The organism is Moraxella ovis (genome assembly GCF_900453105.1).
Lineage (GTDB): Bacteria > Pseudomonadota > Gammaproteobacteria > Pseudomonadales > Moraxellaceae > Moraxella > Moraxella ovis.
On sequence record NZ_UGPW01000001.1, the window covers coordinates 2,145,294 to 2,171,643 of the forward strand.

At 45.5% G+C, this 26,350-nt stretch carries 22 protein-coding genes and 2 pseudogenes; 11 read left to right on the forward strand and 13 right to left on the reverse strand.

Features of this window, described 5'->3' with window-relative positions; translation table 11 throughout:
• Positions 1 to 44: 44 nt before the first annotated feature.
• The 3 genes from DYD54_RS10305 to cysK form a co-directional block, all read right to left on the reverse strand.
• Positions 45 to 398 (reverse strand): ComEA family DNA-binding protein, encoded by a 354-nt coding sequence (locus DYD54_RS10305; protein ID WP_063514807.1) that lies wholly within the window; start codon positions 396 to 398, stop codon positions 45 to 47.
• Complete coding sequence (gene mazG / locus DYD54_RS10310) at positions 382 to 1,209, reverse strand: nucleoside triphosphate pyrophosphohydrolase (RefSeq protein ID WP_063514808.1); 828 nt, start codon at positions 1,207 to 1,209, stop codon at positions 382 to 384. The genes DYD54_RS10305 and mazG overlap by 17 nt, the downstream gene beginning before the upstream one ends.
• Before the next feature lie 67 nt (positions 1,210 to 1,276).
• Positions 1,277 to 2,206: a cysteine synthase A gene (cysK, locus tag DYD54_RS10315; protein WP_063514809.1), complete on the reverse strand. Its 930-nt coding sequence runs from the start codon at positions 2,204 to 2,206 to the stop codon at positions 1,277 to 1,279.
• Positions 2,207 to 2,391: 185 nt separating this feature from the next.
• Between cysK and DYD54_RS10320 the strand changes: the two genes are divergently transcribed.
• The gene (locus DYD54_RS10320; protein WP_063514810.1) at positions 2,392 to 3,801 is read left to right on the forward strand and encodes a phosphohexomutase domain-containing protein; all 1,410 of its coding nucleotides are present in this window, start codon (positions 2,392 to 2,394) and stop codon (positions 3,799 to 3,801) included.
• Here DYD54_RS10320 and DYD54_RS10325 read toward each other — a convergent pair.
• Positions 3,798 to 4,757, reverse strand: a complete 960-nt coding sequence (locus DYD54_RS10325; RefSeq protein WP_063514811.1) for a LysR substrate-binding domain-containing protein — start codon at positions 4,755 to 4,757, stop codon at positions 3,798 to 3,800. The two genes, DYD54_RS10320 and DYD54_RS10325, sit on opposite strands and share 4 nt — an antisense overlap.
• Positions 4,758 to 4,988: 231 nt before the next feature.
• Between DYD54_RS10325 and DYD54_RS10330 the strand changes: the two genes are divergently transcribed.
• The 3 genes from DYD54_RS10330 to DYD54_RS10340 are packed head-to-tail and all read left to right on the forward strand — an operon-like array spanning position 4,989 to position 8,497.
• Positions 4,989 to 6,191, forward strand: a complete 1,203-nt coding sequence (locus tag DYD54_RS10330) for an acyl-CoA dehydrogenase (protein ID WP_063514812.1) — start codon at positions 4,989 to 4,991, stop codon at positions 6,189 to 6,191.
• 17 nt (positions 6,192 to 6,208) lie between these two features.
• On the forward strand, positions 6,209 to 7,441 hold the full coding sequence (locus DYD54_RS10335) for a CaiB/BaiF CoA transferase family protein (RefSeq protein WP_063514813.1): 1,233 nt from the start codon (positions 6,209 to 6,211) through the stop codon (positions 7,439 to 7,441).
• Positions 7,442 to 7,501: 60 nt separating this feature from the next.
• On the forward strand, positions 7,502 to 8,497 hold the full coding sequence (locus DYD54_RS10340) for a TAXI family TRAP transporter solute-binding subunit (RefSeq protein ID WP_063514814.1): 996 nt from the start codon (positions 7,502 to 7,504) through the stop codon (positions 8,495 to 8,497).
• Between the two features lie 101 nt (positions 8,498 to 8,598).
• Here the strand turns inward: DYD54_RS10340 and DYD54_RS10345 are convergent, their stop codons facing one another.
• From DYD54_RS10345 to DYD54_RS10375, 7 genes and pseudogenes are all read right to left on the reverse strand, one after another.
• The gene (locus DYD54_RS10345; protein WP_036366933.1) at positions 8,599 to 9,459 is read right to left on the reverse strand and encodes an SPFH domain-containing protein; all 861 of its coding nucleotides are present in this window, start codon (positions 9,457 to 9,459) and stop codon (positions 8,599 to 8,601) included.
• Between the two features lie 54 nt (positions 9,460 to 9,513).
• A complete protein-coding gene (locus DYD54_RS10350; protein ID WP_063514815.1) occupies positions 9,514 to 9,960 on the reverse strand; it encodes an NfeD family protein in 447 nt (148 codons plus the stop codon).
• A 44-nt stretch (positions 9,961 to 10,004) separates the two neighbouring features.
• Positions 10,005 to 10,667, reverse strand: a pseudogene (locus DYD54_RS10355) (YidX family protein).
• A gap of 117 nt (positions 10,668 to 10,784) precedes the next feature.
• On the reverse strand, positions 10,785 to 11,393 hold the full coding sequence (locus DYD54_RS10360; protein WP_063514816.1) for a lysophospholipid acyltransferase family protein: 609 nt from the start codon (positions 11,391 to 11,393) through the stop codon (positions 10,785 to 10,787).
• A 1-nt stretch (position 11,394) separates the two neighbouring features.
• Positions 11,395 to 13,287, reverse strand: a complete 1,893-nt coding sequence (parE, locus tag DYD54_RS10365; protein ID WP_063514817.1) for a DNA topoisomerase IV subunit B — start codon at positions 13,285 to 13,287, stop codon at positions 11,395 to 11,397.
• Positions 13,288 to 13,698: 411 nt separating this feature from the next.
• Entirely contained in the window at positions 13,699 to 14,352 is a 654-nt protein-coding gene (locus DYD54_RS10370) for an NAD(P)H-dependent oxidoreductase (protein WP_063514818.1), read from the reverse strand.
• 61 nt (positions 14,353 to 14,413) lie between these two features.
• Positions 14,414 to 15,475: pseudogene (locus DYD54_RS10375) on the reverse strand (NADH:flavin oxidoreductase/NADH oxidase).
• A gap of 182 nt (positions 15,476 to 15,657) precedes the next feature.
• On the opposite strand from DYD54_RS10375, the gene DYD54_RS10380 reads away from it, so the two are divergent.
• From DYD54_RS10380 to DYD54_RS10410, 7 genes are read left to right on the forward strand one after another with little or no spacing between them, the layout of a single operon-like run.
• The gene (locus DYD54_RS10380; protein ID WP_063514819.1) at positions 15,658 to 17,202 is read left to right on the forward strand and encodes a type I restriction-modification system subunit M; all 1,545 of its coding nucleotides are present in this window, start codon (positions 15,658 to 15,660) and stop codon (positions 17,200 to 17,202) included.
• A gap of 1 nt (position 17,203) precedes the next feature.
• The gene (locus DYD54_RS10385; RefSeq protein WP_063514820.1) at positions 17,204 to 18,226 is read left to right on the forward strand and encodes a virulence RhuM family protein; all 1,023 of its coding nucleotides are present in this window, start codon (positions 17,204 to 17,206) and stop codon (positions 18,224 to 18,226) included.
• The gene (locus DYD54_RS10390; protein ID WP_063514821.1) at positions 18,226 to 19,359 is read left to right on the forward strand and encodes a restriction endonuclease subunit S; all 1,134 of its coding nucleotides are present in this window, start codon (positions 18,226 to 18,228) and stop codon (positions 19,357 to 19,359) included. Before DYD54_RS10385 ends, DYD54_RS10390 begins: the two co-directional genes overlap by 1 nt.
• A gap of 14 nt (positions 19,360 to 19,373) precedes the next feature.
• Positions 19,374 to 20,504 carry an ImmA/IrrE family metallo-endopeptidase gene (locus tag DYD54_RS10395; protein ID WP_063514822.1) on the forward strand — a complete coding sequence of 377 codons (1,131 nt, stop codon included), beginning with the start codon at positions 19,374 to 19,376 and terminating at the stop codon, positions 20,502 to 20,504.
• A gap of 4 nt (positions 20,505 to 20,508) precedes the next feature.
• Entirely contained in the window at positions 20,509 to 21,015 is a 507-nt protein-coding gene (locus DYD54_RS10400) for a DUF4411 family protein (protein WP_063514823.1), read from the forward strand.
• An 18-nt stretch (positions 21,016 to 21,033) separates the two neighbouring features.
• Positions 21,034 to 24,168 (forward strand): type I restriction endonuclease subunit R, encoded by a 3,135-nt coding sequence (locus DYD54_RS10405; RefSeq protein ID WP_063514824.1) that lies wholly within the window; start codon positions 21,034 to 21,036, stop codon positions 24,166 to 24,168.
• Positions 24,169 to 24,184: 16 nt separating this feature from the next.
• Positions 24,185 to 25,078, forward strand: coding sequence for a LysR family transcriptional regulator (locus DYD54_RS10410; protein ID WP_063514825.1), 894 nt, complete (start codon positions 24,185 to 24,187; stop codon positions 25,076 to 25,078).
• 46 nt (positions 25,079 to 25,124) lie between these two features.
• Here DYD54_RS10410 and DYD54_RS10415 read toward each other — a convergent pair whose 3' ends face one another.
• Both DYD54_RS10415 and DYD54_RS10420 read right to left on the reverse strand, forming a co-directional pair.
• Positions 25,125 to 25,544, reverse strand: coding sequence for a hypothetical protein (locus DYD54_RS10415; protein ID WP_063514826.1), 420 nt, complete (start codon positions 25,542 to 25,544; stop codon positions 25,125 to 25,127).
• 87 nt (positions 25,545 to 25,631) lie between these two features.
• Positions 25,632 to 26,225, reverse strand: a complete 594-nt coding sequence (locus DYD54_RS10420) for a hypothetical protein (protein WP_063514827.1) — start codon at positions 26,223 to 26,225, stop codon at positions 25,632 to 25,634.
• Positions 26,226 to 26,350 lie beyond the last annotated feature (125 nt).

Genomic DNA, 26,350 nt, shown 5'->3' on the forward strand with positions numbered 1-26,350 from the left:
GTTATTGTCAAAAAAAGCGAACATAACACACATTTTGTGATAATTTAGTCCGAAACGCTTAGTCGATGGCGATTTTTGTCAAGCGTCGCCTGCCCGATGCCTTTGACTTGCATCAGCTCATCCACGTGACGGAATCGTCCTATTTGGGTGCGATGCTTGATGATGCGCTCTGCCGTATTCACCCCAATCCCCTGCAATGTCAAAAAATCACTCGCGGTCGCCGTATTGATATTAATGCGTTCGCCAAGTTTCTTGGTATTTCTTTGCTCATTTTTCATCGCCTGATAAGCACTAACAGCATCAGCGTAGCAGCGATTGCCCACAGAATGCACTTGAGCGAAGCTCGGTAGCATCACCATCATCAATAGCAATATGGCACAGCTACTTATTTTCTGCATCTTTTGCCATATCCCAATAGTTATCCATCTCTGCCAAATCACTCTGTTCAAAGGTTTTGCCCTGCTCCATCAGCGACTTTTCCACAAAAGCAAATCGGCGTTTAAATTTGGCATTGGTATTTTGCAAAGCCATCTCAGCATCAATGTCCAAATGCCGAGCAAGGTTGGTCAAGACAAACAGCACATCGCCAAGCTCGCCTGCAATGTTGTCTTTTTGAGTTTTATCCAATTTATCTGTTTTATACTTAAAATCAGGCGTGGGTAATTCTGCTTGTAATTCGCCAAGCTCCTCTTGGAGCTTCTCCAACACACCGCCTAAATTATCCCAATCAAAACCAACCTTACTCGCCTGTTTTTGTAAGTTTTGGGCGGTCATTAACGCCGTACCTGCCTTGACATCGGATAATAGGCGTTTTGGGCGGTTTTGATTTTCAATCTCTTTAATCTCATCCCAACGGCGTTTGACGTCTTCGTCTGTTTTTAGATTTTCTTTGTCAAACACATGGGGATGTCTGCGGATGAGTTTTTCTTGTAAGGTATAAATCACGTCCGCCATATCAAACCGCCCTTGCTCGGCATACAGATGGGCATGAAAGACAATTTGCAAAAGCACATCACCAAGCTCTCCTTTGATGTCATCGGTGGCAAGGGGGCTTTTGTCGTCGCTTGCAATGGCTTCAATGAGTTCAAAAACTTCTTCGATGGCGTATTTTTGTAGGCTGTCGTTAGTTTGTTTGGCGTCCCACGGGCAATCGGTGCGAAGGCGTGCCATGAGTGCTAACAGGTCAGAGAATTGATTGGTTGGAGTCATGATTATTATCCAAAAATAAACCCCATTATACTAGATAATGGGGTTTTCCACATCGATTTTAGGCGGGTTACTGAGCCAAATCTTCAAACAAGGCTGTAGATAAATAACGCTCGCCCGATGACGGAATCACCACCACGATGAGCTTGCCAGCATTCTCAGGACGGCTTGCCACTTGCAGGGCTGACCATACCGCCGCCCCTGCACTGATGCCCACGAGTAGACCTTCTTTTTCTGCCATTTGGCGAGCGGTAGCAAAGGCGGATTCGGTGGCAACCGTGATGACTTCGTTATAAATGCCTGTATTTAAAATGCTCGGCACAAAACCAGGGGCAAGCCCTTGCAATTTATGAGCTCCTTTTTCGCCACCGCTAAACACAGGCGAATCAGACGGCTCTACCGCCACGATTTGTACGCTGTCTTTTTTGGCTTTTAACACTTCGCCCACGCCTGTAATCGTACCGCCCGTGCCAATCCCTGCCACCACGATGTCCACTTGCCCGTCTGTGTCTCTCCAGATTTCTAGGGCGGTGGTTTCACGGTGGATTTTTGGGTTGGCTAGGTTGTCAAATTGGCGTGGCATGAAATAGCCGTCTTGACTGGCAAGTTCGTTCGCCTTGGCAATCGCCCCGCCCATACCTTCTGATGCAGGAGTTAATACAAGCTCTGCCCCATACGCACGCAGCAGAGCACGGCGTTCTAAGCTCATGCTCTCGGGCATGGTGATGACAAGTTTATAACCCTTGGACGCACACACCATGGCAAGCCCAATGCCTGTATTACCCGATGTCGCTTCCACGATAACGGTGTCGTTATTGATAAGCCCGTCTTTTTCGGCTTCATTTATCATGGATAGGGCAATGCGGTCTTTGACCGAGCTTGCGGGGTTAAAATACTCTAGCTTTGCCACGACACGAGCAGGCAAGCCTTCTGTTAGGCGGTTCAATTCTACCAAGGGTGTGTTACCGATCAGGTCGGTGATGTTTTTGGCAATGTTCATAAAATTTCCCTTGTTAAAGGTTGTCGGTTTAAAATGTTACACGGTTAGCATACCAAATTTTTATAAAAATTTATAGGTAAAAAATGTTAAGCCTTATTCTATTTTGGCATTTAAATAATTTCACAATATCCACGGCTAAATCATGATAAAATTAAGCTGTTTCATGCTCATATTTAGGATAATTTATGACCGCTTTTAACCCCATCACCATCTCTTGCTTTAAAGCCTATGACGTGCGTGGCGAACTTGATGTTAATTTGGACAACGCCATCGCCTACCGTATCGGACGAGCGTTCGCCCAATATCTTAATGACGGCAAAGAAAATCCCGTCATCGTGGTCGGCTCGGACATCCGTCCGTCTAGTGAGAGCCTAAAACAATCCGCCATTGACGGCATCACGGACGCTGGTGTGGACGTGATTGATTTGGGGATGGTTGGCACCGAAGAAGTGTATTTTGCCACAAGCCATTACAATGCCATCGGTGGCATTGAAGTTACCGCAAGCCACAACCCCATCAACTATAACGGCTTAAAAATGGTGCGTGAAAGCTCTCGCCCCATCAGTGGCGATACGGGCTTGGCGGACATTCGTGCCATTGCCGAGCGTGGCGAATTTGTGGTGGCAGACAAAGGCAGGGTTACCCTAAACACCGACAAAACCGCCTATATTGACAAGCTCATGAGCTTTACCAACACCACTAAATTCACCCCCAAAAAAATCGTGGTAAACAGTGGCAACGGTTCGGCAGGGCCTGTGGTTGATGAGCTTGAAAAACGCTTGGGTGATAAGATTGAGCTTATCAAAGTTCATCACACCCCAGACGGCTCATTCCCCAACGGCATTCCCAACCCCATGATTATCACCAACCAAAAAGCGACATCGGAGGCGGTCATCGCTCATGGGGCGGATTTTGGTGTGGCGTTTGATGGCGATTTTGACCGTTGCTTTTTGTTTGATGAAAAAGGGAGATTTATTGAAGGCTCATACATCGTGGGCATGCTTGCCGAAGTGTTTTTGAAAAAACATCAAGGCGAGAGCATCGTCTATGACCCCCGAGTGATTTATAACACCGAGAACGTCATCGCCCAAAATGGCGGTACACCTGCCATCAGTAAATCAGGACATTCGTTCATCAAGCAAGTCATGCGTGAGACGGGGGCGATTTATGGCGGGGAAATGTCGGCTCATCATTACTTCCGTGATTTTGCCTATTGTGATAGTGGCATGATTGTGTGGCTACTGGTGATTGAGCTGTTATCAGTAACAGGTAAAACTTTATCCGAGCTTGTAAACGGCTATGTCAATGATTTTCCAAGTTCAGGCGAGCTAAATTTTCGCTTGGGACAAAAAACCGCCAGCGAAATCGGCGAGCTGTTAGAGCAAAAATACCATTCATCAAATCCTACCAAAAACACCCTAGATGGACTCAGCCTAGATTTTGGCAACTGGCGATTTAATCTACGCTCATCCAACACCGAGCCACTCATTCGCCTAAACATTGAAACCAAAGGCGATAAAGAGCTATTAAAAGAGCGAACCGATGAAATTTTGACAATACTAGATGAATGCGGTGCGGTGAGCGCCAATCACTAAGCCACGAAAAGACCCATAGTATTGGGTCTTTTTTGTAAATAGGATTTAACCCATTTGACAAAACTATCCACCATGGGTGAGATGTCTTGATTGGCGTGCACGATGTAATAGGCTCGATGACTGTCCAAAGTTTTATCGGATATAATAATGAGCTGTCTTGATTGCAGCTCCTGCTCGATGAGCATCTTGGGGATCAGTGCCATACCCATTCCTTGTGCTGCTGCCACTGCCAACATCGAGAACAGCTCATATCGCTGCCCACTAAAAGGACTATAATGATCGATATGATTCGCCAAGAACCATTCCTGCCAGATGGTCGGTCTGGTCGTCTGCTGCAATAGAGGCATTTTGGACAGTTCATTATCCGCCAAGTCACATTCGCCATTCGCCGCTATCACCGACTCTCCAAAACGCTCGATCAGCAATTTAGGCGATGCCACCAGCACAAGCGACTCATCCATCAGATGATGCGCCTGCACCCCTGGCCATTGGCGAATCTGCTGCGGCGTGCCTGCAAAAATTGCCGCATCGAACATGTTCTCACTAAACAAAAAAGGCTTCGTGCTCGTCTCTAGATGCAGATTAATCTTGGGATGTCGCTCATTGAAGTCGTGTAACTTTGGCAAAAGCCAGCGGTTCGCGAACGTCGGCACCACGCCTAATTTTAGAACGCCGCCAAGGCCTTTATGATTCATCAAATCAACTGTTGATCGCTCAAGCCCTAGTAGATGCGAAGTGACACTCTTTAGATACATTCTGCCTGCTGTCGTCAGCTCCACGCCATGCCTGGTTCTGGCAAACAGCGCCACACCCAAGTATTCTTCTAGCTGCTTCACCTGTCTAGACACCGCACTTTGGGTCATGAATAGTGCCTGCGCCGCATGTGTGTGGCTGCCATGTTTGGCAACTGCCTCAAAGCATAATAAGCTTTGCAAAGAAGGAATGGATCGCTTCATAAATTCGTCCGATGAATGATATGCCAAAAACACATACAAGAATATCTTCAATGTCTAAAGACCTAGTATTTATTTGTATTTTAGTCAAAATAATGGGTAAATACTAGGTTTTATCGTTTAAGATATGCATAAAAATCATATCTTGATGAAAATTACTCGTTTGAAATTTTTCGGTTTTCTCAATATTATAAAACTTCCAATCTCATATTCATCAATGCATCGGAGGCACACATGGCTAGCACAAAGGTCACATTCAACTGGGAAGATCCTTTCTTATTAGAAGCGCAACTCACCGAAGAAGAGCGAATGATTCAAAAAGTCGCGCACGATTACTGTCAATCAAAATTACAACCCAGAGTCCTAGAACAGTTCCGCCACGAAAAAACCGACGAAAGCATATTTCGTGAGATGGGCGAGCTTGGGCTATTAGGCCCTACCATCGGCGAACAATATGGCGGTGCAGGGCTAAATTATGTCAGCTATGGTCTGATCGCTCGTGAAATTGAACGCATAGATTCTGGCTATCGCTCTATGGCAAGCGTGCAAAGCTCTCTGGTCATGGTGCCTATTAATGAATTTGGCACCGAAGCACAAAAACAAAAATACCTACCAAAACTTGCCACAGGTGAATATATTGGCTGCTTTGGTCTGACCGAACCAGATCACGGCTCCGACCCTGGCAGCATGATCACACGCGCCAAAAAAGTCGATGGCGGCTACCGTCTAACAGGCTCAAAAATGTGGATCACCAACAGCCCGATCGCTGATGTGTTCGTCGTCTGGGCAAAGGAGGTCTCTGAGTCGGGTGCGGTAGGCGACATTCGCGGCTTCATCCTAGAAAAAGGATGGGAAGGTCTGTCTGCGCCTGCCATTCATGGCAAGGTTGGGCTGCGCGCCTCGATCACAGGCGAGATCGTGATGGACAATGTGTTTGTACCCGAAGAGAATGCTTTTCCTGACATTCGCGGCCTAAAAGGTCCATTTACCTGCCTTAACAGCGCTCGCTATGGTATCGCTTGGGGTGCGATGGGTGCGGCAGAATTCTGTTGGCACACCGCACGTCAATACACACTAGATCGCAAACAATTCGGTCGTCCTCTGGCTGCTAACCAGCTTATCCAAAAGAAACTGGCCGACATGCAAACCGAGATTACCTTAGGACTACAGGTTGCGCTGCGCTTCGGGAGGATGAAAGATGAAGGCATCGCTGCGGTCGAAGGAACATCGCTTATCAAGCGCAATAACTGCAGCAAGGCATTAGACATCGCCCGAACAGCACGCGACATGATGGGTGGCAACGGCATCAGCGATGAATTTGGTGTGGCGCGCCACTTAGTGAACCTTGAGGTGGTGAATACCTACGAAGGCACGCATGACATCCACGCGCTCATTCTAGGGCGGGCACAGACGGGCATCGCTGCGTTCTGTAATTAGTCAGCAAGGAGCTTGCCATGCATGCATTACAAGGGATTAAAGTACTCGACCTAAGTCGGGTACTGGCAGGGCCGTGGTGCAGTCAGATTTTGGCAGATCTTGGTGCTGATGTCATTAAAGTGGAGCGCCCATGCTATGGTGATGATACTCGCACATGGGGGCCACCTTGGATGCCTGACAACCAAGGCAATCAGACCCGTGAATCAGGCTATTTTCAATGCACCAATCGAAATAAGCGCTCTATCGCCATCGACATCACCCACCCTCAAGGTCAGGCATTGATACATGACATCGTCAACGACGTGGATGTGGTCATCGAAAACCACAAAGTCGACTCCCTCAAAAAATACAGCCTAGACTACGATTCATTGCGCCAAATTAACCCACAGCTTGTTTATTGCTCAATCACAGGCTTTGGGCAGGACGGTCCTAGAGCCGATGAGCCGGGTTATGATTTTATCATTCAGGGCATGTCGGGGCTAATGAGCGTGACCGGTGAGTCAGATGATGTGGCAGGCGGCGGCCCGCAGAAAGTCGGTGTGGCACTCGTGGACATCCAGACCGGGCTGTATGCCACGATCGCCATTCAGGCAGCACTGCTGGCACGGACTCACACGCAGCAGGGTCAGCATATTGATATTTCTCTTCTGGATGTGCAGGTCGCCACCTTAGCCAATCAGGGCATGAATTATCTAAGCTCTGGCAATGTACCAAAACGCATGGGTAACAAGCACCCTAACATCGTGCCCTATCAGACGTTCAAGGCAAAAGACAAATCATTCATCATCGCCTGTGGCAACGACAAGCAGTTCGTCGATCTGTGTTTGGCGGTTGGATTGCCCGAGCTTGTTAGTACTGATAAATACCTTAAAAACCAAGATCGGGTTAAGCATCGAGATGAGCTGATTGAACAACTCTCAGCGCATTTTTTGACCCAAAATGCCGAACACTGGGTTGATCGCATTCATGCCGCCAAAGTCCCCGTCGGGTTGATTAATAATATCGAAGAGGCGCTTAATGAGCCGCAGATTCATCATCGGGGCATGGTGGTTAATATACCGCATAACCTCAATAAGGACTTTAAAACCATTGGGTCGCCCATTCGCCTGTCTGGCACACCCGTGACTTATCGTCTTGCCCCGCCCCAGCTGGGTGAGCATACCTTTGAGGTGTTAGCTTCGTTTTGCAATCAGGATCAATTACATTCATTACAGGAACAAGGCATCATCGAGAATCTACGCAAGGATTGATGACAGCGTACTTTAAATGCTACAATGAAATCGCTTTATGAATTTTACAAGGAGTTAATCATGAAACTAATGACCAAACTTATCACCGTCGCTGTATTTGCCTGCTGCCTTGCTGCTTGCCAAGGCGAAAAAGGCGAATCCAACTCACAAACTGCCCAAAGCCAAAACGCCGATCAATTGCAAACCAAGTTTTTGACCATCGGCACAGGTGGTGCATCTGGTCCATTCAACATCATCGGGACTTCACTCTCAGAATTATACGCCCAAAAGTTTGGCGTCAATTCAAAGACCCAAACCACAGGCGCATCTGTTGAGAATCTTAATTTGATCGATCAAAAGAAACTTGAGATGGCGTTCGTGATGAACGACTCGCTCAATGATGCCGTGATGGGCGTGGGCAGCTTCCAGAAGAAAGTGGAAAATGTACGCTCAGTCGCAGCGCTATACCCGAACTACGTGCAGATCGTCGCATCCAGCAAAAGCAACATCAGCTCCATCGAAGACCTTCGTGGTAAGCGCATTGCTGTCGGTGCACACGGTTCAGGCGTGGAGCTGTCCACACGAACGTTGCTTGAGGGCTTTGGGATTACTTATAAAGACATCAGACCTGATTATCTTGGCTTTGCTGAAGCGGCCGATGGGTTAAAATCAGGCAAATTGGATGCAGCATTTTTTACCAGTGGCATGCCCAATTCATCCTTGATGGAATTGCAGCAAGGCTTTGATCTAAAGCTCATCGCCATCCCTACCGATAAGCTGACCGAAGTCGCCAAAACCAAGACTTTCTTTGTGACTGAGACGATCCCCAAAGGCATGTACGGTAATGACGAGGACATACCAACAGCCGCCATCTTAAACACGCTCGTGGTGCGCAGCGACCTAAGTGACGATGACGTCTATACATTAACCAAGGCTTTATTTAAAAACCTAAACAAACTTCAAAACGCCCATCAGGCCGCCAACGGCATTCAGGTTGAAAACGCACAGCAAAACCTCATCGCACCGCTACATCCTGGTGCACAGCGATACTATGATGAAGTGGCTGCAAACAAATAGCCCTAATTAATCAAGAATTAAAAATGGCCACAAGGGCTACCCTGTGGTCATTTTGTTTAGCTGCGATAAAATTAAAATCCAAAATCAGATAACTTTTGGCATTAAGATTTAAGTTTATCGCCCACCAAACCCTTAACAGTGTTTAGAATGTCGGCAGGCAGTACAACGGTTTTAGCATTGTCCGATTGTGCCATCTCGTTCATTGCCTTAATGTACTGCTCACCTAATAGATAGACCACAGGCATCTCTTTGCCATCCATCGCAGATGAGATTAGACGAATTGACTCTTCTGAACCACGTGCTAGGACCACCTGAGCCTCAGCATCACGGCGTGACGCCTCAAGACGACCATCTGCTTCTAAGATTGCCGCTTGTTTTTGACCGTCGGCGCGCGTAACCATGGCACGGCGCTGACGCTCTGCTGCTGCCTGCTCTTCCATCGCCATTTGCATGGTGGGTGATGGTTTGATGTCTTGGATTTCGACGGTTTTTAGGGTGATGCCCCAGTCGCTGATGTCGTCAGAGATGGCGTGTTTGAGTTGTGCTTTGATCTGATCTCGGCTCGATAAAGCATTGTCCAAGTCCATCTCACCGATGATCGAACGCAAGGAAGTCTGCACCAGATTGCGAATACCATGCTCATAATCCTCGATGCCGTACACCGCATGCGCAGGCTGAACGATATTGATGTACGCCACCGCATTGGCGATAATGACGACGTTATCGCGGGTGATGACTTCTTGGCTTGGCACGTCCAGCACGATGTCTTTGGTGGTGACTTTATAGGCGACACTATCAACATAAGGAATGATAAAATTAAGCCCCGGTTCTAGCGTCTGATGGTATTTACCCAGTCGCTGTACGATCCATTTTTCGCCTTGTGATACCATACGCACCCCTTTAAAGATGGTAAATACCACAAAAATAATCAATACAATCAACACACTGCCGAATTCAAACATCTCTCCATCCTATCTTTTTATTATCATAATTAGTGTTCCACGTGGAACTATTGCTTAGCGCTTACCGACAAACAGCTCATTGCCGACAATGCGCTTCACCACGGCACGCTCACCCACCGCGATAACTTCATCGTCATGAGTGCGACACATCCACTCGCTTGAACCAAGCTGTGGTATGTTGAAGCGAATCTTGCCACGAGTGCCGTCTGTAGGCTCGATGATGATGCCAATCTCACCAATGATGGTTGCGCCGCCAAGCCCTGCCTTGGTGCGATTCTTGATGCGTGGCTGAATAAATTTAAACCACAGGGCACAAAATAGCACCGACAACACCAACCACAGCAACACCGATACCGTCACAGACAGACCTAATAGCCAAGACAGCAGCGCCACAATAATCGCTGCCGCCCCAAACCACAACATAAAGAAAGTCGGCACAAACATCTCAGCGATCACCAAGATCACGCCAAATACCAACCAATGCCAAGGTTCTATCGTCATCATAAATCCTTAAAATTCATTATGTTGCGGCGGCTGATGCTCAATTACAACGCGCCCAATACCTGAACAGGGAGCGTCACCACATCAAAGGCAAGCGCAAAAGGCAATAATACCAATTTCTCAGCGCCTGTACGACCACTATTCGTGGTTGTTTGGGTATTCGTATAAATCGACACGCTATAAGGACGAGTCAGCGGACGGAACTGCGAGCACACCAGATCGAAGTTGCTGACCTGCGGATATACCGCACCTTTTAGTGGTACATCAAAGCAAAAACGCTGTGCGTTCATGCGAGTATCGCTCTCGCTTGTGCATTCTTTTGCACCATTTTGGATGAAGAACTGCATGTCGCTACGCTTAAACTCGTCTTGTAGGCGCGCATAGGATAACTTCATCGTGCCCGCGAATTTACCGTCGTTATTGGCAGAATAAAATTCCAATGCATTATCAACGGTGATGTTCTTAGGCTCTAGCTTGGTAAGCAGATTGACAAGCTTCGTGCCGCCTTCAGTTAGGACGTAGCTTTATTTTTCACCAACGATAACCACCGAGCTCGATGCCACGCCTGAATTAGCCGCAGGGCTACCGAACGCCACAACGCGATCGTCGATCAGTGTGGTTCTTTTGTTTTGGGCCTGGGTGGTACGTGTATCATCAATCAAAGATGACGTCGCACAACCAGACAACAAAACTACCCAAGCGCACAAGTTAAGGCAACGCGTTTCATAAACACTCCTAAAATGGATATAGAATACTATAATGGATTTACCAGTTCTTAGCAAGCCACTTGATTGTATTTTAAATTTGGGTTTACAAGTGTATTATTATAAAGGCAGGTTGAAATGATGCGGGTGTTTTGGGGTGATGTCTTGAAAGTAGGCATAAATTTTTGGCAGGTCTTGCTCAATATCGCCCGTCGGGTAGAACGGCGGCAAAAATTGCAGCGTCTTCGTGCGATAATCAAGCGCCGCAGGAATGATTGGCACGCCTGCGCCCACCGCCAGATAATAAAATCCCGTTTTCCATTTGTCCGTGCGCATTCGGGTTCCTTCTGGTGCCAGCCCTAGAAATAGCGGCTCTTTGGTGGCGAAGCGGTCAATATTCGCTTGAAGCACCGAACCTTTCTTGCCTCTATCGATGGGCATGACCCCTGCCCACGTCAGGAACTGCGATAGAATTGGCACTCCGAACAGCTCTTTTTTTGCCAATATCTTAATATCCACACCAAGTTCGACCAGTAGCGGCAGCGCGTACACGCCATCTAAGTTGGAGGTGTGCGGCGCACCGATTACCACAGCCTGATCGATGTTCGGTATCTGGCCCACGGTTCGCCAACCTGTGAGCCGATTAAATAAGCGTGCTATCTTTGGGGTAATTTTACCACCCCTTTTGGGTACAAGATCGCCAAGATCAGCATAGGATAACGGCTGCATCTTACACCGCCAAATCCGCCAAATCGCCCTTGCGTTCTAGCCACGCCTTACGGTCGGACGCTCGTTTTTTGGCAAGTAGCATATCCATCACGCCACTTGTCGAAGTAAAATCATCAATGTCAAGCTGTACCAAACGGCGAGTATCAGGGTTCATGGTCGTCTCACGCAAATGGTCGGGGTTCATCTCGCCCAAGCCCTTAAAGCGGGTGATTTGCGGTTTGCCTTTGGATTTGGTTTTTTTCAAAATGGCGTTCAATTCATCATCGTCCAAGGCATAATGCACGTCCTTGCCAATGTCAATGCGATACAGTGGGGGCATGGCGACAAATAAATGCCCTGCTTCCACAAGTGAACGAAAATGCTTGACAAACAACGCACAAATTAGCGTGGCAATGTGTAAGCCGTCCGAGTCTGCGTCCGCTAGGATACAGATTTTGTCATAGCGTAATTCGGATAAGTCATCAGACGCTGGGTCTACGCCTATGGCAATGGCGATGTCGTGTATCTCTTGGCTGGATAATACGGTGTCGTGTGAAACCTCCCATGTGTTTAGGATTTTGCCACGCAGGGGTAGTATCGCCTGAAAATGGCGGTCTCGGGCTTGTTTGGCAGACCCGCCTGCACTGTCGCCCTCCACCAAAAACAGCTCCGCTCCGTCCTTAAATTCGCCCTTACAATCGGCTAATTTACCTGGTAAGGCAGGGCCTTGGGTGATTTTTTTGCGGGCGACTTTTTGGGCGGATTTGAGCCGTTTGCCTGCTTTACTGATGGCAAGCTCGGCTATGGCTTTGGCGGTGTCGGGGTGGGCATTTAGCCATAGACTAAATGCGTCTTTGGCAAGGGTTTGCACCAGCGGAGATGCTTCACGGCTTGACAGACGTTCTTTGGTTTGACCGCTAAACTGTGGTTCGGCAAATTTTAAGGACAAAATATAATTAACCCCGTCCCACACGTCATCGGCGGTTAGGCGGACGTTTCTGGGTAGTAGGCTATGAATTTCACAAAACTCACGCAGTGCGTCCGTAATGCCTGTGCGTAGCCCATTGACGTGCGTACCGCCTTGTGCGGTAGGGATAAGGTTTACATAGCTTTCCGTGATGGGCGTACCTGATTCTGGTAGCCACGCTATGGCAAAAGTCGCTCCACCACGTTCGCCCCCTGTTGGTTCTTGGCTAAAATAAAATGGCACCTCAGGGATAATGGCAAGCTCGCCAAGCTGTTCGGTCAAATACTGCACCACGCCGTCTGTGTATTGCCAGCTTTCACTGTCGGACGGTTCGGGCTCGCTCACAAAGTCAATTTTTAACCCTGCCGATAGCACGGCTTTGGCTTTTAGGTTGTGTTTTAAAGATTTAATTGAGAATTTGGGATTGTCAAAATACTGCTCATCCACCCAAAATCGCACCTGTGTGCCACGTTTTTTCTTATTAGGGGACGGCTCATGGGTTAGGGACGTTGTCGGTACGCCATTCTCAAAACTCATCTGATACTGCGTGCCGTCTCGCCACACCACCACGTCCACACGCTTAGATAAAGCATTAACCACGCTGATACCCACGCCATGCAGACCGCCACTAATGGCATAATTGTCCGTGCTAAATTTGCCCCCTGCGTGCAGGCGTGTCAAGATGAGCTCCACGCCCGACTGATTAAATTCAGGGTGAATGTCGGTGGGCATACCCCGTCCATCATCAAGTACCGACAGCGAGCCGTCAGCGTGCAAGGTTACGGTAATGTGCTTGGCATGTCCTGCCAACGCCTCGTCCACCGAGTTGTCAATGACTTCTTGGGCAAGGTGGTTGGGGCGTGTGGTGTCGGTGTACATCCCCGGGCGACGGCGGACGGGTTCTAGCCCTTCTAGGACTTCTAGGTTTTGGGTGGTGTAGTTGGTCATTGTTCTTTTATGAATCGATAAAATTAAAGTATTGTAACCGATTTTGGCAGATATTTAAATTTGATGATTAAAATTCTTACCAGTCAGCTAGCCCCCAAAACTTTTCCTAAAACTTTGCGGACTGACACCAAAACGAGCCTTAAACTGCATTCGCAAATTGCTTGCCGTGCCAAAACCTGCCTTCATAAAATATTAGGATATTTGAAGGAATAAAAGTACATGCAAATTTTCACTTAAATAGAATTTTTAACAAAAAAATCACTCCATTACAGACAACCGACCAACCCAAGCTTTTTGCCATGCAGATTTGTCATTGATACAATTGCAAAAAAAATAGCCCGGAATTCTCTTGTTCCAACCTTTAAAGCACCGCCCAAACTTCAACAATTTGGGCGGTGCTTTAATCAAGATTTACTTCACAAACTTCACAACCTGCTCAAAAGTCTTGCGTGCTTTGGGCTTGATCTCTTTGTCGCGATAACCGAAGGTCACCATCACCGATACTTCCCATTCAGCCGGATCAAACAAGCCTTCGTCGGCCAAGATTTGGTTCACTTCTTTATAGGCAAAGCCTTCAATCGGGCAAGAGTCCACGCCAATCATCGCAGCTCCCGTCATCATATTGGCCAGCGCGATGTAGGTTTGTTTGCTCGCCGAGTCGTACAGGCTGCGTTCGGTGTCCAAAATGGCGATGTCTTGTTCTTGGAATTTTTTGTAAATCGCCATGGCTTTGTCTTTGGCTTCCAAGCCGCGGCGCGCCATGATTTCAGCAAAATATTCGCTGTCGTAGCGCGCGTTTTTCTTCGCCAAAATCGCCACGATGTGGCTGGATGTTTCCATGGTTGGAATGCCCCAGCAGTAAGGTTTGATTTTTTGGCGCAAGTCGGCGTTTTGCAATACCAAAAACTGCCACGGCTCCGAGCCGACCGAGCTTGGGCTTAAGCGACCAAGTTCCAAAATATAGTTGAAATCTTCGGCAGGGATTTTGCGACTGCCGTCATACGAGCGGGTAGAAGCGCGGTAATGAAAGGCGTTTAATACATCTTCTTTGTTCAAAAACTGCATGGTTTAACTCCAAATTTAAATCGTTCTATCGTGGTGACGTCCAATCAAGGCCGTCTGAAAATTACATAAAGCCGCGTTGATATTGGCGTGGTACAAACTGCATTTCACTGCTATTCACCCCATTTTGCTGATATTGGGCGTTTAGCACCCAATAGAGGTCTCGCAAAAGCCCACGCCCAATCGCCACCAAATCGGCATCGCCCACGCCCAAAATATGGTCAGCCACCGCCACATTGTCCAGCATTCCGACCGCAATCACGGGCTTGCCTGTCGCTTGTTTGACTTTCCTAGCCAGATCCACTTAGTAGCCGGCATAGAATTCAGGATGGTTGCACGCATGCAGCACGCCATCACCGCCGCCGCTCACGTCGAACACATCGGCACCGGCTTCTAAGAAGCGCTTGGCAATTTGTACGCCATAATCGCTGTCAAAACCGTCTTTGCCATATTCTTGGGCGGAAATTCGCACGATTAGGGGCATATCGGCAGGCATTACTTTTTTGGCGGCAGCAATCACTTCCACGCCAAACAAGGCTTTGTCTTGACCGTATTCATCGGTGCGAGTATTGGATTTTGGCGAATAAAATTGATGAATCAAATAACCGTGAGCCGCGTGCAATTCAATCGCATCAAACCCTGCGTCCACCGCTCGTTTGACTGAATCGGCAAACGCCCCAACCAACTCTTTGACTTCCTGCGTGGTCAATTCTCGTGGCGTAATCAAATTTTGCCCAGCATAATCCAGCTCGCCATAATGAATGGCAGACGGGGCAACGGCATTCGGCTCATCTTGGGCTTTACGACCTGCGTGGGCGATTTGCACGGCAATTTTCGCCCCGTGTGCGTGTACGCTGTCCACGATTTTTTTGAACGCGTCTTTTTGCGTATCATTCCACAGCCCCAAGCAATTTGGGCTAATGCGACCGTTGGGGGCGACATTGGTCATCTCCACGATAATGAGGCCCACGCCAACAATCGCACGGCTGGTGTAATGCACAAAATGCCAATCGTTTGGCACACCGTCGGTGGCGGAATATTGGCACATCGGTGGCATCACGACGCGGTTTTTGAGTTCGAGATTTTTTAGGCTATACGGGGTTAATAATTTACGAAATTTTGCCATGTTAAACTGCTCCAATGGGCTCTATGATGATGCTATTTTAGGCAAAGCATGTTATTATTACAAATTGATTATTATGATAGTCAGGTATCATCATGGCTGATAGTAAGACGCCCCACCTGATTACTCTAATCAATACCATCCACACCACGCAGCTGCCTGCACGCTAAAGAAAAGGACACATCATGACCGGCATTCAACAACGCGCCGAACTACAACGCCGCATCTGGCAAATCGCCAACGAAGTACGCGGCTCGGTGGACGGCTGGGATTTTAAGCAATACGTTCTCGGCACACTGTTTTACCGCTTCATCAGCGAGAACTTCGCCGCCTATATCGAAGCGGGCGATGGCAGCGTGGATTATGCCAGCTTCCCCGATGACAGCCCAATCTTAGAACAAATCAAAGAAGACACCATCAAGACCAAAGGCTACTTCATCTACCCTAGCCAACTGTTCAAAAACGTCGCCGCCAAAGCCCATCAGAACGATCAGCTCAACACCGACCTAAAGGCGATCTTCGATGCCATCGAATCATCTGCCAACGGCTACGATTCCGAGCGCGACATCAAAGGCTTGTTTGCCGATTTTGATACCACGTCCAACCGCCTAGGCAACACCGTCGCCGATAAGAACAAACGCCTGTCAGCCGTCCTAAAAGGCGTGGCAGAGCTGAACTTTGGCAACTTTGAGCACAACCAAATCGACCTGTTCGGCGATGCCTATGAATTCTTGATCTCAAACTATGCCGCCAACGCAGGCAAATCAGGCGGCGAATTCTTCACGCCGCAACACGTATCTAAGCTCATCGCCAAGCTTGCCATGCACGGTCAGAGCAGCATCAACAAAATCTACGACCCCGCCGCAGGCTCGGGCAGCTTGCTATTACAAGCCAAAAAGCAATTCGACGAACACATCATCCAAGATGGCTTCTTCGGGCAAGAGATTAACCACACCACCTACAACCTTGCTCGTATGAATATGTTTTTGCATAACATCAATTATGACAAGTTTGAAATTGCTTTGGGCGATACTCTACTAACACCAGAGTTTGGTGATGGCAAGCCCTTTGACGCCATCGTCTCCAATCCGCCTTATTCTATCAACTGGATAGGCTCAGGCGACCCCACGCTCATCAATGACGAGCGTTTTGCCCCTGCTGGCGTACTCGCCCCCAAGTCAAAAGCCGATTTTGCTTTTATTATGCACGCTTTAAATTATCTGTCTGCCAAAGGGCGGGCGGCGATTGTTACTTTTCCGGGGATTTTTTATCGTGGCGGAGCAGAAGCCAAAATCCGCAAATATTTGGTTGATAATAATTTTGTAGAAACCGTGATTGCCCTTGCCCCCAATTTATTTTTTGGGACGAGCATTGCGGTCAATATTTTGGTTTTGTCCAAACACAAAACAAACAATCAAATTCAATTTATTGATGCCAGCAAACTGTTCAAAAAAGAAACCAATAACAATGTTTTGACCGATGAGAATATCGCCCAAATTCTCCAAATCTTTGCCGACAAAAGTGAAATCGCCCATTTTAGTGCCAATGTCGCAAGTAGCCAAATTGCCGAAAATGATTACAATCTTTCGGTATCCAGTTATGTTGAAGCCGAAGACACCAGAGAAGTGATTGATATTGCGGTATTAAATGACCAAATCCGCCAAACGGTCAGTAAAATTAGCGCTTTACGCCAAAGTATTGATGAGATTGTCAAAGAGATTGAGATGTAAGATGGACATTGTTTTATATACAACCAATGATGGCAAGTCACAGTTTTCCTTGCAACGCTTTGATGAACAAATATGGCTAACACAAGCCCAAATTGCTAAGCTTTACCAAACCACACCACAAGCGATTACACAGCATATTAAGGCAATTTACCAAGAGGGCGAACTTGATGAAATCTCAACTTGTAAGCAACACTTACAAGTTCAAACCGAAGGCAGTCGTCAAGTCAGTCGGCAAAAGAAGTTCTATGCCCTGCCTGTGATTATCGCCATTGGTTATCGTGTGCGTTCCACACGAGGTACAGAGTTTCGTAAGTGGGCAACCGAACGATTGAGCGAATACCTTGTCAAAGGCTTTACAATGGACGATGAACGCCTAAAAGGAGCAGGCGGAGGAGATTATTGGCTAGAATTATTAAACCGCATTCGAGACATTCGTTCTAGTGAAAAAGCGTTATATCGGCAAGTTTTGGATTTATATGCAACCAGTCAAGATTATGACCCAAGAAGCGAAAAAAGTTCATTATTTTTTAAAACCGTCCAAAATAAATTGCACTATGCGGTTCACGAACATACAGCACCAGAAATTATTTATCAGCGAGCGGATAGTTCAAAAGATTTTATGGGATTAACAACTTTTAAAGGGGCAATACCAACTTTAAATGAAACCAAAATCGCAAAAAATTATTTAACAGAAGATGAACTGTTTCGCCTTAATCGCTTGGTCTCAGCTTTTTTTGACTTGGCAGAAATCAAAGCCAGTGAACGAGTGCCAATGTATATGCAAGATTGGATTGATGAATTAGATAAGTTTGTCACCACTTATGGCAAAGGGGTATTGCAAGGTACTGGCATGGTTAGTCGTGAGATGGCTAATAAAAAAGCATTGGCAGAATATCGGGCATATCAAGCCAGAACCTTATCATCTGTGGAAATGGCATATCTAGAAAGCGCGGGCTTAGCTGATGATGAATTAAATCAACTAAAATCCCTAGAACGACAAGCCAAAAAAGCGAGTAAAAAATAATGCACACCTTTATTAAAAATCTCTTAAATGGGCAGTCAGTGGAATGGAAACCGTTGGGGGAGGTTTTGGTTCGCACAAAAGGCACGAAAATTACCGCAGGACAAATGAAAGAATTGCATCAAGAAAATGCACCAATTAAAATTTTTGCTGGCGGTAAGACTTTTGCAATGGTTGATTATGGCGATATACCAGAAAAGGATATTAACCAAAAACCGTCAATTATCGTCAAATCTCGTGGGATTATTGAATTTGAATATTATGATAAGCCTTTTTCACATAAAAATGAAATGTGGGCATATCACTCCATAGATAAGAATATTGATATTAAATTTGTATATTATTTTTTAAAACTAAATGAACCATTTTTTCAAAACTTGGGTTCAAAAATGCAAATGCCACAAATTGCTACACCTGATACAGATAAATTTAAAATCCCAATCCCACCTCTAGAAATTCAACAAAAAATCGTCCAAATTTTGGACGCATTTACCACCGTAACCGCCGAGCTAACCGCCGAGTATAACCTAAGAGTTAAGCAATATCAATACTATCGTGATTTATTATTGGATTTTAATCATTTAAAAAACCCTTTTGCAAATGGGTTAAATGTAGAATGGAAGGGTTTGGGGGAAGTGGCTAAAAAAATTTATTCGGGAAAAAATAAAGAAAAAACTGCAAATGGCATTTATTCCATATATGGCTCAACAGGCATTATTGGAAAAACGAATATAAAAGCTCATGAAGGAGAGAAAATATTAGTAGCACGTGTTGGAGCAAATGCTGGTTTTGTCCATATTGCACAAGGTGAATATGATGTTTCTGATAACACTTTAGTGATTGAAGAAGATAGAAGCCAATTAATTCTCAAATATTTATATTACGTATTAGAGGGCATGAATTTAAATCAATTTGCAAAAGGTGCGGGGCAGCCGTTAATCACTGGGGGATATTTAAAATCCATCACAATCCCAATCCCACCCCTAGAAATTCAAACCAAAATCGTAGAGATATTGGATAAATTTGAAACGCTGACCCACTCCATTAGCGAAGGTTTGCCCCGTGAAATCCAGTTGCGTCAAAAGCAATATGAATATTATCGGGAGTTGCTTTTGAATTTTGATACTCAAAAATAATTAGGAATATTATTATGTCATTAACTATCAATACCAGCACATTAAGCAGTTATGTGCTTGGTTCGCAAGTGCCATTATCTGAACTTAGAGCTAAAATTAAGCATCTAGATAAGTTTATGAGTGGCGAGAAACAGCCAACTTTTAATCAGTTGTCTGAAATTGCCAAAAAAATTAATATACCAACTGGACTACTTTTGTTGGATAGAAAAATAGACACCCAAAGTGTCAAATTGGAGTTTAGAACACTTAATTCCGATGGGCTTTTATCGCCAATGAGCGAAGAGCTAAAAAACACCATACAGGAAATGCAAGAAAAGCAAGAATTTTTGAAAAACGAAATTGATGAAGAGTTGGATTTTATTGGAACATTTAGCATAGATGATGATATTTTTGAAACCGCAGAGGCAATTAGAGAAAAATTAGGGATACCAGTTTTTTTTCAAAAAGAGTGTAAAAATAATCCGTTAGCTTATTTTAGAAATAAGGTTAATGGGTTGGGTGTTTTTGTATTTTTTAATGGTAAGGTAAAAAGCAATACCCACCGTCCATTAAATTTGGGTGAATTTCGTGGTTTTGTCCTGTTAGACAAAAAAGCACCGATTATATTTATCAACCAAAAAGACAGTAAAAATGGACAACTTTTTACTTTGGTTCACGAGTTGGTACATTTATTTATTGGTGAAAATGCTATTTTTAATATTGTCGATACTGGTGAATATCAGTTTGATAGAACCGAGACTTTTGTTAATAGGGTTACAGCAGAGTTATTGACACCAAGACAAGTTTTTTTGGAAAAAGTCAAAGATAATAGAGATATAAAAGCCTTGGCAAACTTATTTAAGGTAAGTGAGTTTGTTATTGTTCGTCGTCTGTTGGATTTAGGCATTATTGCAAAAGATGAATATAAAGAACATATTAGAATATTGGAAGATAAATTAAAAGAAATTGAATTTTATAATGCCAGCCCTGACGAAGAAAAAAAATCTAATGGCAATTATCATCAGAATATAAAATTTATGTATGACCCAAGATTTGTACATTATGTGCGTATTGCTGTTAATAATCGCAAGATTTCTTATACAGACGCATTTCGCATTATCGGCGTTGGATATAGCGGATACAAAACCCTGGTTGGGGAGAAATGATTAAATGAAAAAATATATTTTGGATAGTAATATCTATATTAATTTTTATGACAGATATTATCGTTTTGGTATATTTCCTAGTTTTTGGTATAAATTTAAAGAAATTATGAATGGTTCTATTGTTTTACCAAAAGTTGTATTGGAAGAAAATGTCCAAGATGACAATTTTCGCCAATGGATTAAAGACAACTATAATGGAAACATTCTTAATCATAAAGATTATGCAGAGTGCTGGGCAGAAGTTATTAATCATCTTGCTAATCACGCTTGTTACAACGACAAAGTATTAACAAGCGATAAAAGTTGGGCACACGAAAATATTGCTGATGGTTGGCTGATTGCGATTGCCAAAAAAGAAAACTTGGTTATTGTTACTGATGAATTAAGAAATTACAATCTCAACAAAAATTACCCTGCTAAATCTGCAAAAATTCCAGACATTGCTGATGATTTTGGAGTACGCTGTATTAATATGAATGAATTTTTTGAAGAAATTGACTTAGTAATTTAATTTTAAAGAGCAATAGTTATGACCACCCAAACCACCCCCATCGCCGAAACCAACCACTTTATCGTCCTAGACAGCTACGATAAAATCGACCAGTCAGGTGCAGCCTATCAGAGCGAGAGCGATTTGGAGCGCGAGCTGGTGGCGGATTTGCAGGCGCAGGGCTACGAATACCGCCGCGACTTGAACACGCATGATAAGCTGCTGGCCAATGTGCGCGAGCAGCTAGAGCGGCTCAATGCGATGGCGTTCTCAGATGGCGAATGGGCGCGCTTCGTGCTTGAGTATCTTGATAGGCCGTCTGAGAACATGATTGAAAAAACGCGCAAAATCCATGACAATCATGTCTGCGATTTTGTGTTTGATGATGGGCATATCCAAAATATCTACCTCGTTGATAAGAAGAACATCACCCGCAACCACTTGCAGGTGATCAACCAATTCGCCCAAACCGGCAGCCACGCCAACCGCTATGACGTGACGGTCTTGGTGAATGGTCTGCCTTTGATACAGATTGAGCTTAAAAAACGCGGCATGGCGATTCGTGAAGCGTTCAATCAGGTGCACCGCTACACCAAAGAAAGCTTTAATCACGACAATTCTTTATTTAAGTTTCTGCAGATTTTTGTGATCAGCAACGGCACAGATACGCGCTATTTCGCCAATACTACCCGCCGCGATAAGAACAGCTTTGACTTTACGATGAATTGGGCGCGTGCGGACAATACACCGATTAAGGATTTAAAAGACTTTACCGCCACGTTCTTTCAGAAAAACACCCTGTTGTCGGTGCTGCTGCGCTATTCGGTGTTCGATGTGTCGAACACGCTACTGATCATGCGTCCTTATCAGATTGCCGCAGCGGAACGGATTTTATGGAAAATCAGAAGTTCCGCTCAAGCCAAGAACTGGAGCACGACCGAGAGCGGCGGTTTTATTTGGCACACCACAGGCAGTGGCAAAACGCTGACCAGCTTTAAGGCGGCGCGTCTTGCGACCGAATTGGAATTTATCGATAAAGTGTTTTTTGTGGTGGACAGAAAGGATCTTGATTATCAGACCATGAAGGAATACCAACGCTTTTCGCCCGATAGTGTCAATGGTTCGGAGAGCACAGCAGGATTGAAGCTCAATCTGGATAAAGACGACAACAAAATCATCGTCACCACCATTCAAAAGCTAAATAACCTGATGAAGTCGGAAGACAATCTGCCGATTTATCACAAGCAAGTAGTGTTTATCTTTGATGAATGCCACCGCTCACAATTTGGCGAAGCGCAGAAAAATCTGAAGAAGAAATTTAAAAAATTCTGCCAATTTGGTTTTACTGGCACGCCGATTTTTCCGGAAAACGCCTTGGGCGCGGAAACCACAGCGTCGGTATTTGGACGCGAGCTGCATTCTTATGTGATTACCGATGCGATCCGCGATGAGAAAGTATTGAAGTTCAAGGTTGATTACAACGATGTCCGCCCACAGTTCAAATCTTTAGAGAAAGAGCAGGATTTGGACAAACTATCCGCTGCGGAAAACAAACAAGCACTCTTGCATCCCGAGCGCATCCGCGAGATTACTCAGTATATTTTGGATAATTTTAGATACAAAACCCACCGCTTACATGCAGGTGGTAAGGGCTTTAATGCGATGTTTGCCGTGAGCAGCGTGGATGCCGCCAAAGCCTATTATGAGGCTTTTAAAGCATTGCAAAAAGAGCAAGAAAAACCTTTAAAAATAGCGACCATTTTTTCATTTTCTGCCAATGAAGCCCAAGACGCAGTTGACGATATTGAAGATGAGGGTTTTGAACCAAGTGCAATGAATAGCAGTGCCAAAGAGTTTTTGGATATGGCGATTGCAGATTATAACACACGCTATAAAACCAATTACAGCACTGAAAGTAAATCTTTTCAAAACTACTATAAAGATTTGTCAAAGCGTGTTAAAGGCAAAGATGATTATGGTAAACCGTTGCCAGAAGCGGAGAAAGTGGATTTGCTCATTGTGGTTGGTATGTTTTTAACCGGCTTTGATGCGCCGACGCTAAACACCTTATTCGTGGATAAAAACCTGCGTTATCACGGTTTAATGCAAGCTTATTCACGCACCAACCGCATTTATGACGCTACCAAGTCATTTGGCAATATCGTCACCTTCCGCGACTTGGAGCAGGCGACCATTGATGCCATTACCCTATTCGGTGACAAAAACACCAAAAACGTGGTGCTAGAGAAAAGCTACGAAGAATATATGGAGGGCTACACCGACCAGCAAACCGGTGAAGCACGACGCGGCTACCTGGAGGTGGTGCAGGAATTAAACACCCGTTTCCCTGATCCTGACAGCATCGTCACCGAGAAGGACAAAAAAGAATTCGCCAAACTATTCGGCGAATACCTGCGTGTGGAAAATGTTTTACAGAATTACGATGAATTTACCGCACTCAAAGAAATACAGACGGTTAATCTCGATGATGACGCTGCAGTAGCAGAATTTAAAGAAAAGTTCCATTTAAGCGATGATGATTTCACTGCTATCCAGAGCGTACCGATGCCGTCTGAAAGAGTGGTGCAGGATTATCGTTCTACCTATAACGACATCCGCGATTGGCTACGCCAGCAAAAAGAATCAGAGAAGCAAAACCAGAGCCAAATCGATTGGGATGATGTGGTTTTTGAAGTGGATTTGTTAAAATCACAAGAAATCAACTTGGACTATATTTTGGAGCTGATTTTTGAACACAATAAAAAAATCAAAGACAAAAGCGCTTTGGTGGAAGAAATCCGCCGTACCATCCGCGCCAGTATCGGCAACCGCGCCAAAGAAACTTTGGTGGTGGATTTCATCAATGAAACCAATTTGGATGCCATCGAAGACAAGCCGTCTATTCTGGATGAATTTTACCAGTTCGCTCAAGGAAAACAGCAACAAGAAGCAGAAGCCCTGATTGAAGAGAATGGTTTAAATACCGAGGCGGCCAAGCGCTACCTGATGCTCTCGCTCAAGCGCGAATATGCCAGCGAGAATGGTACGGATTTAAATAGTGTCTTACCCAGAATGAGCCCACTCAACCCCAACTATTTGACCGCCAAACAAAGTATTTTCCAAAAAATTGCTAATTTTGTGGAGAAATTCAAAGGTATCGGTGGAAAATTGTAATTAAGTAAATACAAAAATGACCGACATCAGAACCCTAGATCTAAACCTACTCAAGGCCTTTGTTGTCCTGCTGGACGAATGCAATGTCAGCCGTGCCGCTCATCGTCTGTCTGTCACTCAGCCTGCGATGAGTGGCATCTTAAATCGTCTGCGAGACAGTTTTGACGATCCTTTATTTGTACGCGTTCAGCATGGCATGCAGCCCACCGATCGGGCGGTTGCGCTTGGGCAGATCGCACGCAAAGTATTGCAAGATGTCGGCTCGATGCTGTCACCGCCAAAGCTAGAACCTGAGAAGCTAGACATAACTCTTCGCATCGCGGCGATGGATTATGTGCAGCAGATCATCGCCCTGCCTTTAATTCTAAGGCTGAGACGGCTTGCCCCGAATGTGAAGGCCGCCCTATTGCCCGTACAGGGGCACAACATCAAAACGCTGTTCGAGAAGAACAAAATCGATCTGGCATTGGTGAGTCAAAACCACCTAAGCAGCGACATGTTCCAGTCCGTGCTATACGAAGAGACCTACGTCTGCGCGATGAGTAAATCCCACCCCATGGCGAATACCACATTGACGCTGGATGAGTTCTGTGAACTGCCCTTCGCGATGCTGTCCTATAACGGCGGCGAGTTCAGCGGTGCGACCGACATCGCCTTACAACGACTGGGACGAACACGCAACGTCATGGTGTCGGTCAATCACATCTCGCTATTGCCGCAGCTGCTACAAGAATCCGATCTGGTGGCGGTACTGCCCAAGCACCTAGCCCAGACCCTGCCGAACGTTCATCTGCAAAGCCCACCAATCCCTGTTGATGGCTTTACCATGATGATGACATGGCACGAGCGCACCGAACACGACATAGCGCATCGCTGGCTTCGGGATGTCGTACTGAATGCATTAAAATGATCACAAAAACAAAACACCGCCCATTTGGACGGTATTTTGTTTTTTGCTATTTACCTTCAAAATACGCCATTTTATCTCTATAAAACGAGCCTAGATAATAAGTATTATCCATCATTAGCACAGTCGAAACCCCACTAAAATCGGCAGTATATTTACCTTGATAAAGTGATTTTACCGCTAAATTATCAGGATTAATGATCGTAACGTGAAAATCTTTTAGGCAATCATAGGTCATCGTTTGACCGCAGTTTTGGGTTCTTGATCCTGCGGTGATGAGTTTGTCACCCACCCAATGCAGATTATCAAACACGCCATAATCAAGCTGTGCAGTTGCCACGACTGTGGTAGGGTTGGTGTTGGTGAGTTTACTCATGTTTTTCATGTGGGCGACATAGATGTGCTTTTCGTCTTTGGATAGCTCAATGCCGTTATTACCGCTAAACTCCGAACCTTGTAATTTTTTCAAATTTTTGTGTGGTCGGTGTCCAGCGATACACCGCCCCTGTGATTTTGCCTGCAATCATTTCTGTTAAATTGTGTTCTGGGTGCATCATCACGGTGGTGTAAATCGCCCCGTCCGCCCCTGACACCACGCTGTTACCTGCCAAATTCTGCCCTTGTCGTCTTTGGGCATTGGTACATTGCCAAGCCAAGTGATGGTCGGTGTGGCGGTGCTTGTATTTACTTCAAAAATTTCAATGGTTTCACGCGTGATGTTTTTGTCAAAACCATTGTGATTGACCGCATACAAAAGCGACTTGCCAGAGCCAATCGCACGAATGCTCAAACCGTGAATTTGCATTTCATCGGCGTGCGGTTGTGGCTGGCTGTTTTGAAATTGGCTGTACGGTTTATCGGCTTTTGGGGCGATTAAGCGTTGGGCGGTTTTTGTTTGGCTGTCAATCAAATACAAACCGCTGTGGTGCGTCATTCCGCTGGCGATAATCCATTTGGAATTGGGGATTTGCACCAAATCTTCGGGGCTTTTTAGATTTTCAATATAGCTTAATTGAGCAACTTCTTTGGCGGTGTCAATGGTTGCCGTCTGAATGCGTGGTGTGGCGTGGATTGTTTGGTTGATTGGCGTGCACGCTACGCCCAATGTGGCAAGGGTTAGGGCAAGGGCGGTGCTGGCGAATTTTTTCATAAAATTTTCTCTTTAAAATAAATGGAATGGGCGTATTATAAGATTCAATTTTTAAAATTTGAATGGCAAAAAATGGGAAGTTGGTTTTCTTTTTTGGAAAGATTATTTAAAATCCATTTTCAGGC